At 72.1% G+C, this 15,424-nt stretch carries 14 protein-coding genes and 2 tRNA genes; 5 read left to right on the top strand and 11 right to left on the bottom strand.

From position 1 onward, the window contains the following. Positions 1-50: 50 nt before the first annotated feature. Both O7634_RS04635 and O7634_RS04640 read left to right on the top strand, forming a co-directional pair. Entirely contained in the window at positions 51-881 is an 831-nt protein-coding gene (locus O7634_RS04635; protein WP_278148924.1) for an ATP-binding protein, read from the top strand. A gap of 118 nt (positions 882-999) precedes the next feature. After that, positions 1,000-1,572, top strand: a complete 573-nt coding sequence (locus tag O7634_RS04640) for a DUF5709 domain-containing protein (protein WP_278148925.1) — start codon at positions 1,000-1,002, stop codon at positions 1,570-1,572. A 6-nt stretch (positions 1,573-1,578) separates the two neighbouring features. On the opposite strand, the gene O7634_RS04645 is transcribed toward O7634_RS04640, so the two are convergent. Together O7634_RS04645 and O7634_RS04650 are read right to left on the bottom strand one after the other, a co-directional pair. Then, positions 1,579-2,232: a response regulator transcription factor gene (locus O7634_RS04645; RefSeq protein ID WP_278153873.1), complete on the bottom strand. Its 654-nt coding sequence runs from the start codon at positions 2,230-2,232 to the stop codon at positions 1,579-1,581. A gap of 14 nt (positions 2,233-2,246) precedes the next feature. Further along, the gene (locus O7634_RS04650; RefSeq protein WP_278148926.1) at positions 2,247-3,386 is read right to left on the bottom strand and encodes a DUF5931 domain-containing protein; all 1,140 of its coding nucleotides are present in this window, start codon (positions 3,384-3,386) and stop codon (positions 2,247-2,249) included. 119 nt (positions 3,387-3,505) lie between these two features. Between O7634_RS04650 and O7634_RS04655 the strand changes: the two genes are divergently transcribed. Beyond that, positions 3,506-3,964: an ATP-binding protein gene (locus O7634_RS04655; protein WP_278148927.1), complete on the top strand. Its 459-nt coding sequence runs from the start codon at positions 3,506-3,508 to the stop codon at positions 3,962-3,964. 92 nt (positions 3,965-4,056) lie between these two features. On the opposite strand, the gene O7634_RS04660 is transcribed toward O7634_RS04655, so the two are convergent. Then, positions 4,057-4,995 (bottom strand): ribose-phosphate pyrophosphokinase, encoded by a 939-nt coding sequence (locus O7634_RS04660; RefSeq protein ID WP_278148928.1) that lies wholly within the window; start codon positions 4,993-4,995, stop codon positions 4,057-4,059. Positions 4,996-5,073: 78 nt separating this feature from the next. On the opposite strand from O7634_RS04660, the gene glpK reads away from it, so the two are divergent. Then, the gene (gene glpK, locus O7634_RS04665; RefSeq protein WP_278148929.1) at positions 5,074-6,558 is read left to right on the top strand and encodes a glycerol kinase GlpK; all 1,485 of its coding nucleotides are present in this window, start codon (positions 5,074-5,076) and stop codon (positions 6,556-6,558) included. A gap of 16 nt (positions 6,559-6,574) precedes the next feature. Here glpK and O7634_RS04670 read toward each other — a convergent pair whose 3' ends face one another. Continuing rightward, a complete protein-coding gene (locus O7634_RS04670; RefSeq protein ID WP_278148930.1) occupies positions 6,575-7,408 on the bottom strand; it encodes a phosphoribosylaminoimidazolesuccinocarboxamide synthase in 834 nt (277 codons plus the stop codon). Positions 7,409-7,546: 138 nt separating this feature from the next. Here O7634_RS04670 and O7634_RS04675 point away from each other — a divergent pair, with 138 nt between their 5' ends. Next, positions 7,547-8,878 (top strand): extracellular solute-binding protein, encoded by a 1,332-nt coding sequence (locus O7634_RS04675; protein ID WP_278148931.1) that lies wholly within the window; start codon positions 7,547-7,549, stop codon positions 8,876-8,878. 8 nt (positions 8,879-8,886) lie between these two features. Here the strand turns inward: O7634_RS04675 and O7634_RS04680 are convergent, their stop codons facing one another. The 7 genes from O7634_RS04680 to O7634_RS04710 all read right to left on the bottom strand — a co-directional run bounded on the left by O7634_RS04680 (position 8,887) and on the right by O7634_RS04710 (position 15,330). Then, positions 8,887-9,135, bottom strand: a complete 249-nt coding sequence (locus O7634_RS04680) for a hypothetical protein (protein ID WP_278148932.1) — start codon at positions 9,133-9,135, stop codon at positions 8,887-8,889. A gap of 138 nt (positions 9,136-9,273) precedes the next feature. Then, positions 9,274-9,350, bottom strand: a tRNA-Met gene (locus O7634_RS04685). Between the two features lie 136 nt (positions 9,351-9,486). Then, positions 9,487-9,560: transfer RNA gene (locus O7634_RS04690), tRNA-Met, on the bottom strand. A 57-nt stretch (positions 9,561-9,617) separates the two neighbouring features. After that, positions 9,618-10,541, bottom strand: a complete 924-nt coding sequence (locus tag O7634_RS04695; RefSeq protein ID WP_278148933.1) for a hypothetical protein — start codon at positions 10,539-10,541, stop codon at positions 9,618-9,620. Beyond that, positions 10,531-11,040 carry a SigE family RNA polymerase sigma factor gene (locus O7634_RS04700; protein WP_278148934.1) on the bottom strand — a complete coding sequence of 170 codons (510 nt, stop codon included), beginning with the start codon at positions 11,038-11,040 and terminating at the stop codon, positions 10,531-10,533. Before O7634_RS04700 ends, O7634_RS04695 begins: the two co-directional genes overlap by 11 nt. Positions 11,041-11,220: 180 nt before the next feature. After that, positions 11,221-14,220, bottom strand: a complete 3,000-nt coding sequence (locus O7634_RS04705) for a UPF0182 family protein (protein ID WP_278148935.1) — start codon at positions 14,218-14,220, stop codon at positions 11,221-11,223. A 96-nt stretch (positions 14,221-14,316) separates the two neighbouring features. Beyond that, the gene (locus O7634_RS04710; protein ID WP_278148936.1) at positions 14,317-15,330 is read right to left on the bottom strand and encodes a PDZ domain-containing protein; all 1,014 of its coding nucleotides are present in this window, start codon (positions 15,328-15,330) and stop codon (positions 14,317-14,319) included. Positions 15,331-15,424: the final 94 nt, after the last annotated feature.

Consider the following 15,424-nt stretch of genomic DNA (forward strand, 5'->3'; position numbering starts at 1 on the left):
CCGATCGTCCGGATGCGCCCCCCGTCACCGGCTTGCACAATGGAACGATCATGGCCCGCTGCCTCCTGGAAACCGACGAATCGTCGGGGGCGCTCCGATTGACCGGTGTGCTCGACGCCTCCGCGGCCCCGGCGGTGCGCGGCGCGCTGTTGGCTCGACTCGGCGACCGGCCCGGTCCGGTGGTGGCCGACGTGACCGGTCTCCAGGTCGTCGACGGCGCGGGCTGGGACGTCTTCGCCGAGGTGCGCCGCGAGGTCGCCGACTGGCCCGCCGCGGATCTGCTGCTGTGCGACCGGGCCGTCGCCGCCCCGCAGCAGGGTGACCCGACCGCCGTCGTCCCTCAGCGCGGTGACCCGACCGCCGTCGCTGTCGAGGGCCCGGACGCCGCGTCGACCGGCGGGTCGACCCCGCCCGTTGTGGTGGCCGGCGTGCCGGTCTGGCCGACAGTGGACGACGCGCTGGCGGCGGTCGCGACGACCCCGCTGGCGGCGGTGCTCACCGCCGAGTTGTCCCCCACCGTGACGGCCGCCCGGCAGGCACGCGAGCTGGTCAGCGCCGGTTGTGAGCGCTGGGGCATGCCGGCGCTCGTCGACCCGGCGACGATCGCGGTCACCGAGATGGTCAACAACGTGGTGGCGCACGCCCGGACCCCGATGACGGTGCGCCTGGCTCCCCGCGACAGCACGCTGCACCTGGCGGTGCGCGACCACTCCGCGCAGCAGCCGACGTTCGCCGGGATGTCCCCGCCGACCCGGGCCGGCGGTCGGGGCCTGCTGCTGATCGACTCGGTGACGCGCCGCTGGGGCAGCACCGCCCTACCGGACGGCAAGGTCGTCTGGTGCGTGCTGCACCCGGACGACGAGGTCGCCGCGCTCGGCTGACGGCGCTTTCGGCCCCGGTGCCGGTTTCCGGCGGCGCTGTCGCCTCCGCTGCCGGTTTCCGGCGGCACGGGTGCGGGTGCTCCGGTTACGGCGGGAGGCCAGCGGGTAGTGCTCAGACATGCGCGACAACGAGTACCCGACCCCCGTGTCCGACACCGAGGCGCAGGGGCTGCCCGACACCGCCGATGACGACTCGACCGCCCACGACGACGTGCTCACCGGGCGCGAGGCGGACGGTCCGGACCCGGCCCAGCTCCCCGGCGACCGCACGCCGGTGGCGGTGGACCGGTTCGGGACGACAGCCGAGGAGCAGCTCGACGGTGAGTCGTTGGACTACAAGCTCGGCCGCGAGGTCTACGAGCGCCCGGCGGACGACCCGCTGGCCGGGACGATCGACCCGCGGATCGCGTTCGAGGCGGACAATCTGGAGGCCGCGGCGGAGGCCCAGCTGGACGCCGACGTGATGGACCCGGGCCCCACCTCGGACCCGAACTCGCCGGTCTCCCTCTACGACCACGGCCAGCTCGGCACGGTGGCCGACGCCACAGTGGGCAGACTGGTGGAGCCGGACGAGGGGTCGCACACCGACCAGGAGACCGACTCGGTGGCCTACGACGCCGGGTCCGCCGGTGGCGGGGCGACGGCCGAGGAGCTGGCCATCCACGAGACGGAGCCGCCGCGCTCGGTCTGACGGTTGTCAGTCGTCCAGGCCACGCTCGATGGCGTACCGGGTCAACTCGACCCGATTGTGCAGTTGCAGCTTGCCCAGGGTGTTCTGCACGTGGTTCTGCACGGTGCGGTGCGACAGCCCGAGCCGCTGCGCGATCTGCTTGTACGACATCCCCTTCGCCACCAGCCGCAGCACCTCCGTCTCCCGTTCGGTGAGTCGGGGCGTGGTGGCATCGGCATCGGCGGCCGGGCCGGTCCCCCGGGCCGGGCCGGCCGCCAGCCGCCGGTACTCGCCGAGCACCAGCCCGGCCAGGCCGGGGGTGAAGACCGCCTCACCGGCCGCCGTCCGGCGCACGGCATCGAGGAACTCGGCGGGCGCCGTGGACTTCACCAGGTAACCGGTGGCCCCCGCCTTCACCGCGTCCAGCACACTCTGGTGCTCCCCGCTGGCGCTGAGCATCAGCACGCGGACGTGCGGCAGCGCCGCGCGCAACCCCAGGATCACCTCGACGCCGGAGATGTCCGGCAGTTGCAGGTCCAGGACGACGACGTCGGGACGGGCGGCGGCGGCCACCCGCACGGCCTGCCGCCCCTCGCCGCTGGTCGCCACCACCTGGAACCCGGCCTCGGTCAGGTCCCGGGCCACGCCCTCGCGCCACATCGGATGGTCGTCGACGACCATCACCCGGGTCGGGGTCACCGCGCCGACCTCGGCACCGTCAACTCGACCTCGGTGCCCGTCTCGGGGGCGGACACGATCCGGACCGTCCCGCCCACGTCGGCCACCCGCCCGCGGATCGACTGCGCCACCCCGAGCCGGCCCTGCGCGGCGGCCTCGGCCAGCCGGCCCGCCGGAATGCCCGGCCCCTCGTCCCGGATCGACACGGTCACCGTCGTCCCCTCGTCCTCGATCAGCACCCAGGCCCGCCCACCGGCGTGCCGCCCCACGTTGTCCAGCGCCGCGCCGGTCGCGGCGGCCACCTCGCCGGCCACCCGTCGGGGCAGCGGCACCGGTGTGGCCGGCGCGGAGAGCGCCACCGCCGCCGAGGCGTACCGGCCGAGCAGGTCCCGTAGATCCACCGCGGCGGCCCCGGCGTCGTCCGGCGGGCCGCCCGGGGGTGGGTCGGCGCCGGCGATCAGCGCCCGCAGCGCCGCCTCCTGCTCGCCGGCCAGCCGGGCCAACTCGCCGGCCTCGCCGGGCAGGTCGGCGCCGCGTCGCTGTACCAGAGCCAGCACCTGGAGCACCGAGTCGTGGATGCCCCGGGCCAACCGCTCCCGCTCCCGGGTGGCGGCCTCCAGCTGCACGGCGCGTTGCAGCCGCTCCTCGGCGGTCGCCGCGAGCCGGGCCACGTGCCCGACCACCACTCCGGCGAGCAGCATCAGGATCACCCCGGTGAACGACGACTGGCTGATCCGCTCCCGGGTGGCCAGGTCCGCACCCGCGACCAGCAGCGCGGCGACCGTCCCGCCCCGGCGTCCGTGGGCGACGGCCCAGGCCAGCACCGGGCCGGCCATCCAGGCGACCCCCATTGTGGGTACGCCGGCGGCGAGCGCCGACCGCCCCACCACCCACGGGGTGGCCAGCACCACCGCCAACGCGACCCCGAGGTCGGCCAGCAGCAGGGGCCAGCGCCGCCAGGCCGGACGGGCGTACCCGACGGCGGTCAGCGCGGTCCAGGCGATCATCACCAGGATCAGGACCGCGACGGCGTACGGGTGGGCGTACCGGTCGGCGTCGCGCACCGCGAGCGCGCAGACGTACGCCAGGGAGGCCAGCCGGAAGACGGCGAGCGAACGCCACAGCGGCACCTCGAACCCACCTGGCGGCGACGGCATGGCGGTCAGGATGCCACAACGGGTCGGCGGCACGACGGGCACGAGTGCGGTTCGGGAAACCCTGACGTACGGTGGAAAAGCCGCGAAATCCCTCCACGATCCGCCGCCGGGACGGGCCCATGACGAACGCAAATCCGCACGCACCGCGTACGGTGGTGCCCATCGAACCTGCCCTCCTGATCGCTGACGCCTTTGACCAGGCCCAGGTGACCGAGATTCGTCACTCGGTCACCTCCTGCGCGTACGCCTCGGGCCTGAGCGGTCAACGGCTGGACGACTTCGTGCTCGCGATCAACGAGCTGATCACCAACGCGGTCCGGCACGGCGGCGGGCGCGGCTGGCTCCGGCTCTGGCACAGGTCGGGCGCGCTGGTCTGCGAGGTCGCCGATCACGGTCGCGGAATCAGCCCGCAACGCCTGGGCGACCGCAGCCGTCCGGCCGCGCACACCGCCGGCGGCTGGGGTCTCTGGCTGGCCCGCGAGCTGACCGACGCCATGGAGGTCGTGACGGGCTCCGCCGGAACCACGGTCCGGATAACAACGAGCCTGCCCGGCCAACCCCCCGCGATCTTGCACTAACTGTCACGACGAAAACTGTCGTAACCGCCCAAAACGGAGACAGAAACTGCAAGATCGCGCGGGCGTGGGGGGCGGGCACAGCGCGGCGCGGTCTAGGCGAAGAGGGCGGAGACTGATTCGCCGTTGTGGATTCTGCGCATCGCCTCGGCCAGGGCGGGCGCCACCGAGAGCACCTGCAGGGCCGGCACCCGCTTGTCCGGCGGGATGGGCACCGTGTTGGTGCAGACGATCTCCAGGACGCCGTCCTGCGCGCTGAGCCGCTTCAGGGCGTCCCCGGAGAAGAGACCGTGCGTGCAGGCGAGCCGGATCGACCGCACGTGCAGACCCCGCAGGTGTTCCATCAGCTCGATCACGGTGCTGCCCTTGGCGATCTCGTCGTCGAGCACGATCACGTCCCGGTCGGCCACCTCACCGATCACCGCGCTGATCTTGACGAGGTCGTCGCTGAACCGCTGCTTCGCCCCGGCGGCGACAGGTGTGCCGAGCAGCCGGGCGAAGGCGGCGGCCTCCTTGGCGTTGCCCAGGTCGGGCGAGACCACGACGGTGTTGCTGAGGTCGTAGCGCCGGAAGTGGTTGGCCAGCTCCCGCAGCGCGTGCAGGTGGTCCACCGGCACGCTGAAGAAGCCGTGCACCTGCGGCGAGTGCAGCGTCAACGCCAGCACCCGGTCGGCGCCCGCCGAGGTGAGCAGGTCGGCGACGAGCCGGGCGCCGATCGAGATCCGCGGCGCGTCCTTCTTGTCGGACCGGGCGTACGCGTAGTGCGGCAGCACGACGGTGATCCGGCCGGCGGACGCGCCCCGGGCGGCGTCGATCATCAACAGCAGTTCGACCAGGTGCTCCTGCACCGGCGGCACCAGCGGTTGGATCAGGAAGACGTCCCGCTCCCGGCAGTTGGCCTGCAACTGCACCTCGAGACAGTCGTTGGCGAACCGGGAGACCCGCACCGGGTGCAGGGGCACCCCCAGGTGGGCACAGATCTCGGCGGCCAGGTCGGGATGGGCGGTTCCACTGAAAACGGCGATGTCGCGCACGTCCGCACATCGTAGGCGAAGCGGATGTCCCCTGTGACGCCTGTCGCACCGCGCCGCCGGTCCGGGTACGGTGCTGCCGTGACCCCCCAGTACGTCGCCGCCATCGACCAGGGCACCACGTCCTCCCGGTGCATCGTCTTCGACTCCGCCGGTGACCTGGTCGCCGTCGCCCAACGCGAGCACCGGCAGATCTTCCCCCGCCCCGGCTGGGTGGAGCACGACGCCGAGGAGATCTGGGACAACGTCCAGCAGGTGGTCGGCGACGCGTTGCGGGCCGCCGGCACCGACGCGTCCGGCCTGGCCGCCGTCGGCATCACCAACCAGCGGGAGACCACAGTGGTCTGGGACCGGGCCACCGGCCGCCCGGTGGCCAACGCCATCGTCTGGCAGGACACCCGCACCGGGCCGCTGCTGCGCGAGCTGGCCTCGGCGTACGGCGAGGAGCGGTTCCGGGCACGCACCGGCCTGCCGCTGGCCACCTACTTCGCCGGACCGAAGCTGCGCTGGCTGCTCGACTCCGTCGACGGCCTGCGCGAACGCGCCGAACGGGGCGAGGTCCTCTTCGGCACCATGGACAGTTGGCTGATCTGGAAGCTGACCGGCGCGCACGTCACCGACGTGACGAACGCCAGCCGGACCATGCTGATGGACCTCACCACCCTGGACTGGGCACCGGACCTGCTGGACGCGATGGGCGTGCCGGCGGCGATGCTGCCGGAGATCCGCTGCTCCGCCGAGGTGTACGGCACGGCCACCGGCGTGCTCGCCGGAGTGCCGGTGGCCAGCGCCCTCGGCGACCAGCAGGCCGCCCTGTTCGGCCAGACCTGCTTCCAGCCGGGCGAGGCGAAGTGCACCTACGGCACCGGCAGCTTCCTCCTGCTCAACACGGGCGCCAGCCCGGTCCCGTCCACGCACGGCCTGCTCACCACCGTCGCCTACAAGATCAAGGACCAACCTCCGGCGTACGCCCTGGAGGGGGCGATCGCGGTCACCGGCTCGCTGGTGCAGTGGCTGCGGGACAACCTCGGTCTGATCTCCAGCGCCGCCGAGGTGGAGGACCTGGCCCGCACCGTCGACGACAACGGCGGCTGCTACGTCGTGCCGGCGTTCTCCGGGTTGTTCGCCCCGCACTGGCGCAGCGACGCACGCGGGGTGATCGCCGGGCTGACCGGTTACATCACCAAGGGACACCTGGCGCGTGCGGTGCTGGAGGCGTCGGCGTGGCAGACCCGCGAGGTGGTCGACGCGATGAACGCCGACTCGGACGTGGCGCTGCGCCGGCTCCGGGTGGACGGCGGGATGACCGCCAACGCTCTGCTCATGCAGTTCCTGGCCGACGTGCTCGACGTTCCGGTGGTACGCCCCCGGATCACCGAGACCACCTGCCTGGGCGCCGCGTACGCGGCCGGGCTGGCGGTCGGCTTCTGGCCGGACCTGGCGAGCCTGCGCGCGCACTGGCGCGCGGACGCCCAGTGGGAGCCGAGCATGTCGCCGGAGCTGCGGGACCGGGAGCTCGGGCAGTGGCGCAAGGCGGTGCGGCGCACCCTCGACTGGGTGGAGTGACCCGCCACCCCGACGGCTACTCCCAGCGATTGCCGGTGAGCTTCTCGTAGACCTCGACGTAACGGGCCCGGGTCGCCTCGACCACCTCGGCCGGTACGTCCGGCGCCGGTGGCCGCTTGTCCCAGCCGCCGTCGGTGGCCCAGTCCCGCACGTACTGCTTGTCGTAGGAGAACTGGACCCGTCCCGGCTGGTACGACTCGGCCGGCCAGAACCGCGACGAGTCGGAGGTGAGCAGCTCGTCGGCGAGGACCAGCGTGCCGTCCGGGGCCCAGCCCAGCTCGATCTTGGTGTCCGCGATAAGGATGCCCCGGTCGGCGGCCAGCTCGGCGCCACGCCGGTAGATGTCGAGAGTGATCTGCCGCAGTCGCTCGGCGGTGTCCGCACCCACCTTGGCCACCACGTCGTCGTACGTGATCGGCTCGTCGTGCTCGCCGGCCGGCGCCTTGCTCGACGGCGTGAAGATCGGCTCGGGCAGGATCGACGCCTCGCCGAGCCCGCGGGGCAGTGGGACGCCGGACACGCCACCGGTCTGCTCGTACTCCCGCAGGCCGCCGCCGGTCAGGTAACCACGGGCGACGCACTCGACCGGGACCATGTCCAGCCGCTGGCAGCGGATCGCCCGCCCGGCGAACTCGGCCGGCACGTCGGTGGCCGAGATGACGTGGTTCGGCACCAGGTCGGCGAGCTGCTCGAACCACCAGAGCGAGAGCGCCGTGAGCAGCCGACCCTTGTCCGGGATCGGTGTCGGCAACGCCACGTCGTAGATCGAGATGCGGTCCGAGGCCACCAGGATCAGGTCGTCGCCGTCGGCGTAGACGTCCCGAACCTTGCCCGAGTGCAGAAGTTCCACGCGCCCTAGTACACCATGCGAGATCGCCGGGGCCGGATTCGACCACCGGGAGCGTTGGTGACCGGACGGACGTTGACACCTCAGTGCGCCGCCTGCGTGAATGGTCCGACCGCCGCCCCCGCAGGTCCAGGAGACCCCGTGTCCGTTGTCCGACCCCCGACCGTTCGCCTCGGCGCCGAGCCGGGCCGGCGTCGACTGCTCACCGCGCTCCTCGGCGCACCGCTGCTCGCCTCCGGCGGGCTGGCCGGGTGCAGCGACGGCGCCGCCACCTCGGCCCCGGACGGGCCGGTGGAGCTGTCGGTCTTCTGGTGGGGCGGGGCCCGGCGGGCCGAACTCACCGAGAAGGCGCTGCGGCTCTACTCGGCGCGCAACCCCCGGGTCACCTTCCGGGTCACCTGGCAGGGCGCCGACGGTTACTACGACCGGCTGGCCACCCAGGCGGCCGGCGGCAACGTGCCGGACCTGATCCAGATCGACGACGCCGTTCTGACCGAGTACGCCCGACGCGAGATCATCCTCGACCTCACCGACCCGGTCACCGACAACCGCCTCGATCTGCGGGGCCTGCCGGAGGGGCTGATCCGCTACGGCACCGTCGAGGGGCGGACGATGGCGGTGGCCGCCGGGCAGACCCACGCGAGCCTGGTGTTCAACAGGGACCTGCTCAAGGACCTGCGGCTGCCGGAACCACGCTCCGACATGACCTGGGACGAGTACATCTCCTGGGCCGAGCAGGTCACCGAGGCCAGCGACGGTCGGGTGGCCGGCACCGTGGACCCGTCCGGCGACTACCGGGCGCTCTGGCTCTGGCTGCGGTCCCAGGGCGGCGACCTGTACCGGGGCAGGCAGCTCGGTTTCGGCGTGGAACAGCTCATCGCGTGGTTCGAGATCTGGCAGGAGGCCCGCCGGGCCCGCGCCACCCCGGGCGCGGCGCTGGTCGAGCCGGCCGACAGCGGCGAGCCGGCCAAGCAACTGGTGGTGACCGGTCTGACCGCCGCGTCCGTCGCGTGGTCACACCAACTGCCCGAGTTGCAGCGGCTCACCAAGGCCGAGTTGGGGGTGGTCGGCCTACCCGGGCCAGCGGCGGTGCAGTGGGCGCGGGCGTCGATGTACTGGGCGGCGTTCCGCGGCACGCGACACCCGGACGCCGTCATCGATGTGCTCAACTTCTTGACCACGAACGGCGAGGCCGGCACCATCCTCGGCCACGAACGCGGCCTGAACGCCAGTCTCGCCGTCCGCCGCTACGCCGAGGGCAGCATCACCGACCCGGCCCAGCAGCGCGCCGCCGCGTTCGGGGCCACCCTTGCCGACCAGCTCGGGCCGGCGCCGGCGCCCCCGCCGAAGGGGCACGCCCGGGTGCGCAGCCTGCTCGTCGACGCGGCGGAGAGCATCCGCGTCCGGCGGTCCGGCACCCGGGCGGTCGCCACCCGCTTCCTCGCCGAGGCGAACGCGACGCTGGCGGAGTGACGGGTGGGTCACCGGGGCGGGCCGCCCCGGCGGTTGCGCATCAGACGCAGCACCAGGAAGACGATGATCACGACGACCACCAGGCAGCAGAGCAGCGGGATGATCCCGAAGCCGCCCCGACCCCGCCGCCGAGCGGCCTCCACCACCAGTTCGCCGGTGCCCGTGGACGCCCAGGCCGCGACCGGCACGAAGACCGCCAGCACGACCGCACCAAGGACCGCGCTCAGGCGGCCCCACCACCTACCGAATGAAGACATGCGCCCATCCTCGCCGAAGGACGCAACACCGGCACGTTGGTCCGCGCCGAATCATGGGACAGAGGTCATCCCGGCCGCACGCTGGTGACCGAAACAGGTCCGGCCCCCACATTTGTGGGGGCCGGACCTGTTCACACGTGGTAGCGGGGACAGGATTTGAACCTGCGACCTCTGGGTTATGAGCCCAGCGAGCTACCGAGCTGCTCCACCCCGCGTCGGTTTCTACAGCCTATCCCATCCCGCTCCGACGATGATCAGCGGGGGGTCACCGACCGCCGCGACCGTCCGCGCCCGGAACGGTGAAAGCCCGCCCCGGTTTCCCGGGACGGGCTTTCGCTGGTGTTTCTCTCGTAGCGGGGACAGGATTTGAACCTGCGACCTCTGGGTTATGAGCCCAGCGAGCTACCGAGCTGCTCCACCCCGCGTCGGCCCGCTAACCGTAGCGCACCGACCCGGGGCACCGCAAAACGACGCCGATACCGCTATCGGTCCAGCCAGCTCTCGATCGCCGCCACCGCGCGCCTGCTGTCCGCGTCGACCTGGGCCCGCTCGGCGCTGGTGTGCTCCCAACCCTGCTCCCAGAGCACCGTCACCACGTCCCGTACGCGGACCGCCCGGATCAGCCGGACCTCCTCGCCACCCGGCTCGCCCAACCCCTGCGGGATCGGCGCGCGCATCTCGAACAGCACCGACTCGTCGCCGTACGCTCCCGAGGTCAGCAACCGCTGCCGCCACGTCCGGCTGTCGTCGGGCAGCTTCTGGTCGGGGCAGTCGCGGACGGCCTGGCGCAACTCCCGCAGCGCGTCGTCGGCGCGGCCCGGCCGGTAGATGGTGATGGTGTGCCGGTAGCTACCGTCCGGCACGTTGCCCACCGGTGTCCGCGCGAGCTTGTAGGCCAGGTAGCGGCCACGACGCTGCACCACCGCCGCGTCGCCGGGAGGCCGCGCCGCGCAGAGCGTCGGCAGCGCGGGACCGTCCGCCGTCGACTCCATCCCGGTGCGGTTCGCCGACGCCAGCGCGAAGAAGGCGCGGTCCGGAATCGAGGTGGGCGGTCGGGGCGCCGTCGAACCGGCGGTCGGCGACGACGTACCACCGGGGGTGGTGCGTGGCGGCGGTGCCGGCGGTGGCGACGCCGGGGACGGCGTCGGCCGGGGGGTCGCCCCGGTCGGCAGCGGGCCCGGCAGGTCGGCGGGGGGCGGCGGCGGCGCGGGGTCGTCCGTCGGGTACGCCAACCTGCCGCCGACGGCCACCCCGCCGACCAGCAGCAGCACCGCCAGCGCGGAGCCGGTGGCCCGCAGCCGTGCCCGCCGGTCGGCGAACCGGCGCAGCGCCTCGGGGTGGGTCAGCTCGTGGCCGTCCGCGGCTTCGCCGAGCGACCGGTACAGCTGGGAGAGTTCACCTGACATCGTTCGCCTCCAACTCCATTGGGCAGAGGTCGGGCAACAGGGCGGCCAACCGGGACCGGCCCCGGGACAGCCAGGACTTCACGGTGCCGACCGGGACGTCGGTCTCCCGGGCGATCTCCTCGACCGACATGTCGAAGAGGTAGTGCAGGGCCAGCGCCTGCCGGTGCACGGCGGGCAACCGGCGCAGCGCCCCGACCAGGAGCACCAGGTCCTCGCTCGGCGGCGGTGCGACAGCGGGCGGCCCGTTGCGGCTCAGCGCGACCCGCCGACGGTGCAGGCGCCGCCATCGATCGGTCGCCAGCCGGGCCACCACCAGCCGCAACCACGCCTCCGGCGCCGGATGCGCCGACAGCCGGCCCCACTGCCGCCAGGCCCTGGTGTACGCCTCCTGCACCAGATCCTGCGCCTCGCAGTGGTCGCCGGCGACCGCGTAGCCGTACCGCATCATCCGCCGCGCGGTGCTGCGGTAGAAGTCGTCGAAGCTCTGCGCGTCCCGCATGACCGACCCCCCTCGTTCCCACCCCGTCGCAAGGAAGACGGCGGGCCGGCGTCGCAGGTTGCGGGGCTGGTCAGGCGTGTCGCCGAGACGACAGAGGCGCACAGATCAGGACACAGCGGAGCCCCCGCCGATCGGACCTGTCGAGGTCCGACGACGGGGGCTCCGGATGGAACTGTGCGGTCAGCCGCCGGCGCTCGGCGTCGGCGACGGCCCACCACTGGGCGCGCCCCCGGAGGTGCTGGCCTGCTGTGCCTGCTGGAACGCGGTGAGCGCCTCGTCCAGCGCCTTGAGGGCCCGACCGTACCGCTCGAAGTCGCCGGACGCCTGCGCGGTACGGACCTCGGTGATCGCGTTCCGCACCCGGTCCGCGGCGGCGGCCAGATCACCGGTCGGCGGCGGGGTGCCGGCGCTCGGGGTCGGCGTCGGCGTCTCCGGCGTGGGGGTCGGCGTCGGCGACGTCGGGTTGCCCCCGGTGGGCGGCGGCGGTGGCGGGGCGCCCTGCCCGGCCTTCTTACCCTGCTCGACGAGCTGCTTGATGCCGTCGTTGATGTTGTCGGCGAGCGCGACGAACGAGCCACCGTCACCGTAGGAGAGCAGCACCTTCTGCAACAGCGGATACGCGTCCTGCTGGTTGCTCTTCACGTAGACCGGCTCGACGTAGAGCATCCCGTCGGCGAAGGGCAACGAGAGCAGGTTGCCGTACTGCACCTGCGCCTGGTTGCTGGAGAGCAGGTTGAGCTGCTGACGGATGTTGGCGTTGTTGGTCATCTGCTGGTGCACCTGCACCGGGCCGGAGATCCGGGTCTGGTCCGGCAGCTCCAGCACCTCCAGCCGGGGCTTGCCGTCGACGTACGACCCGGAGATCAGCGCGGCGAGGTTCTGCCGGCCGTTCGGGGTGACCGCCGAGGTGAGCTGGAACCGGGGGCTGTCCTGCCCCGGGAACTGGGTGAACAGGTAGTACGGGGGCTGCTTCTGGCCGCTGTCCGGCGCGTCCGGCACGTTCGGCACCTGCCAGAAGTCCTGGGCCGAGTAGAAGTCGCCCGGGTTCGTGACGTGGAACTTGGTCAGCAGGTTGCGCTGCACCTTGAACATGTCCGCCGGGTAGCGGAAGTGCTCGTTCAACTCGACCGGGATGTCCGCCTTCGGCTTGATCAGGTCACCGCCGAACGCCTTGTTCCAGGCCTTGAGCACCGGGTCGGTGTCGTCGTACTCGTAGAGCGTCACCGTGCCGTCGTACGCGTCGACGGTGGCCTTCACCGAGTTGCGCATGTAGTTGACGTTCTCCCGGGCGAGCTGGAAGGTGCCCCGGTTGGTCAACTCGTCGGTGGTCTCGGTCTGCAGGTTGACCCGCTCGGCGTACGGGTAGGTGGCCGCGGTGGTGTAGCCGTCGACGATCCACTGCACCCGACCGTCGACCACCGCCGGGTACGGGTCGCCGTCCAGGGTGAGGAACGGCGCGACCTTCTCCACCCGGTCCCGCGGGTTACGCACGTAGAGCAGCCTCGAGTTCTCGTTCACCGCCTCCGAGAGCAGGAAGTTCGACTCCTGCTCCTTGATGGCGTAGAGCAGCCGGCGGGCGAACGAGCCGATCTCCACGCCACCCTCGCCGGTGTAGGTGTAGGACTCGCCACCACCCTCACCGACCGGCCTGTCGAACTCGGCCTTCTTGTCCGGGTCGGACTGCCCGACGATCGCGTAGTCGTCGGCCGCCATCCGCTCGCCGTAGTAGATGCGCGGCTGCTTGGCCGGGATCTGCTCGGTCTGCGAGGAGCACGCCTCCTGGGTCTTCTCCCCCAGGAAGCCGGAGACGAAGAACGGCTGCCCGCCGCAGACCACCTGGTTGGCCGGGGCGGCCACCAGCCCGTACCCGTGGGTGTAGACGGTGTGCCTGTTGATCCAGGTGTTCTGCTGGTCGGTCAGCTCGCCGTAGTTGATCTCCCGGACGCCGACCACGTAGTCGGAGACCTTGCCGTTCACCCCGTACCTGTCGATGTCCAGCTTGGGGCCGAAGTCGTAGAAGCCACGCACCTGCTGGAGCTGGGTGTACGTCTCGCTGACCAGCTGCGGGTCGAGCAACCGTACGTTCGGCACGACCGAGGTGTCGGTGGCCAGGCTCGCCGGTGGGGTGAGGTTGTTCGCCGCGTACGGGGTCGTCTCGGTCGCCCCCAACCCGAACGCCGCCCGGGTCGCGTCGATGCTGCGCTGGATGTACGGCGCCTCCTTGTCCTTGGCGCTCGGCTTGACCTCGAAGGTCTGCACCGCCCAGGGGTAGATGCCGCCGATGGCCACCGCTGACACGCCGAGCAGGGCCAGCGAGATGCCGGGCCAGACCAGGTTCCGCATCCAGGCGTTGGAGAACACGATGATCGCGATCGCCACCACGATCGAGATGTACGCCAGGATCTCCTTCGCGGTCAGCAGCGCGTTGACGTCGGCGTAACCGGCGCCGTACAGCTTGACGCCCTCGTTGTACTCCAGCAGCAGCGCCCGCCGGTCCAGCACGTACGCGACGGCCTTCAACAGCACGAAGACGGCCACCAGGCTGCTCAGGTGCGCGCGGGCCGCGTTGCTCATCCGGTCCCCGACCCCCTGGAGCCGGACCCCGCCGAAGAGGTAGTGCACCGCCAGCGCGCCGATCACGGCCAGCACCACGGCGGTGAAGGCGACCCCGAGCAGGTAGCGCCAGAACGGCAACTGGAAGACGTAGAAGCCGACGTCCACGCCGAACTCCGGGTCCTTGACCCCGAAGTCACCGCCGTTGCGGAAGAGCAGCCACTGGTCCCACCGGTTCTGCGCGGAGAGGCCGGCGAAGAGCCCGACCAGCGCGGCGGTCAGCGAGATCCAGATGCCGAGCCGGGGGGTGAGCGCCATCCGGTAGCGCTCCAGGGTGGCCTGCTCCACCGAGTGCGGACGCAGCCGGGGGCGCAGCCGGTAGGCCAGCCACAGGTTGCCGCCGACGATCACCGCCATGCCGAGGCCGATGGCGAGGAAGAGCAGCAGCCGGGTCAACAGGACGCCGGTGAAGATCTCGGTGTAGCGGACCTCGTCGAACCAGAGCCAGTCGGTCCACGCCTGGACACCCCACCCGAGCACTGTGAAAAGCACGAACACCCCGACCAGGACGGCGATGGTGACGCGCCCGCGCCGGCTCATCCTCGGTAGGGGGCTGCTGCTACGCATTACCACTGTTGGCTCCGCACGCTCGATGTGATCGGCTCCGACCAGGCACCCAGAGTACGGGGTGTTCCTGAGCGGGTAGGGGCATGGTCACACCGCTCAGCAACGGGTCGGCTGACCGCCCGCGCGCAACGTGTCCAGAGCGGTCATCGCCTCGTCCAACGAGCCGACCCGCAGCAGTGGCAGATCGGGCTGCGGGTTGCGGACGGCCTCCGCGCAGTTGTCCGCCGGCACCAGGAAGACCCGGGCCCCGGCGCGCTTCGCGCCGACCAGCTTCTGCGCGATGCCACCGATCGGGCCGACGGCGCCCTCGTCGTCGATGGTGCCGGTGCCGGCGATGACCTGGCCGCCGGTGAGATCCGCCGGGGTCAGCTTGTCCACGATCCCCAGCGCGAACATCAGGCCCGCGCTCGGCCCGCCGATGTCCTCCAGGTCGATGTCGAGCGTGAACGGGTGCGGCTGCTGCTGATCGATCTCGACGCCGATCCGCGGTCGGCCGTCCCGCTCCTGACTGGTCACCGTCGCGGTGGCCGGCACACCGTCGCGGGTGTAGCCGATGGTCAACGGCGTACCGGCCGGCTTCGCCCGGACCAGCTCGGTGACCTTCGCGGCCACCGGCACCGGCTTGCCGTCGACCGAGGTGATCAGGTCGCCCGCCTTCAGCGTCCCGGCGGCCGGCCCGTCCCCGGCCACCGTCTTGACCACCACCTGCACCGGGAAGCCCAGCTTCCGCAGCGCGGCGGTCTCCGCGCTGGTCTGCGACGCCTTGAAGTCATCGGCGTTGCGCTGCTCGACCTGCTCGGTCGACTCCCCCGGCGGGTAGACCAGCTCACGCGGCACCACCGCCTCGTCGTCGGAGAACCAGCCAGCGATCGCCCCGCGCAACCGTACGGTGGGCTGCACCCCCACCGTGGTCAGCCGCAACTGCCCGGCGGACGTCGAGGTTTCCCGACCGGAGACCTGGATGACCTCCTTGCCGTCGTTGGTGCCGAGCGTGTTGACCGTCGGGCCCGGCCCCAGCACCACGTACGGAATCGGCACCCGGAGCACCCCGATGCTCAGCAGAGCGGTGAACAGGGCACCGAGCAGGACCGTCAGGCCACGACGTCTCATGCCGCAGAGCGTACCGACCGGGGGTGGGCCGCCCGTCGGACGCGCTCCGCGAGTTCCGGCGGGCCGGTCCGCGACGCCTCCGGCGGACACGGTC

Origin of the sequence: Micromonospora sp. WMMD1120 (assembly GCF_029626235.1) — a bacterium.
In the GTDB taxonomy this organism is placed as follows: domain Bacteria; phylum Actinomycetota; class Actinomycetes; order Mycobacteriales; family Micromonosporaceae; genus Micromonospora.

Excerpts from the sequence above, each read along its gene's own strand:
- O7634_RS04635 (WP_278148924.1), top strand. The coding sequence starts at position 51 with ATGGCCCGCTGCCTCCTGGAAACCGACGAATCGTCGGGGGCGCTCCGA.
- O7634_RS04655 (WP_278148927.1), top strand. The coding sequence starts at position 3,506 with ATGACGAACGCAAATCCGCACGCACCGCGTACGGTGGTGCCCATCGAA.
- O7634_RS04700 (WP_278148934.1), bottom strand. The coding sequence starts at position 11,040 with ATGCGGGACGCGCAGAGCTTCGACGACTTCTACCGCAGCACCGCGCGG.
- O7634_RS04695 (WP_278148933.1), bottom strand. The coding sequence starts at position 10,541 with ATGTCAGGTGAACTCTCCCAGCTGTACCGGTCGCTCGGCGAAGCCGCG.
- O7634_RS04705 (WP_278148935.1), bottom strand. The coding sequence starts at position 14,220 with ATGCGTAGCAGCAGCCCCCTACCGAGGATGAGCCGGCGCGGGCGCGTC.
- O7634_RS04680 (WP_278148932.1), bottom strand. The coding sequence starts at position 9,135 with ATGTCTTCATTCGGTAGGTGGTGGGGCCGCCTGAGCGCGGTCCTTGGT.
- O7634_RS04640 (WP_278148925.1), top strand. The coding sequence starts at position 1,000 with ATGCGCGACAACGAGTACCCGACCCCCGTGTCCGACACCGAGGCGCAG.
- O7634_RS04645 (WP_278153873.1), bottom strand. The coding sequence starts at position 2,232 with ATGGTCGTCGACGACCATCCGATGTGGCGCGAGGGCGTGGCCCGGGAC.
- O7634_RS04710 (WP_278148936.1), bottom strand. The coding sequence starts at position 15,330 with ATGAGACGTCGTGGCCTGACGGTCCTGCTCGGTGCCCTGTTCACCGCT.
- O7634_RS04650 (WP_278148926.1), bottom strand. The coding sequence starts at position 3,386 with ATGCCGTCGCCGCCAGGTGGGTTCGAGGTGCCGCTGTGGCGTTCGCTC.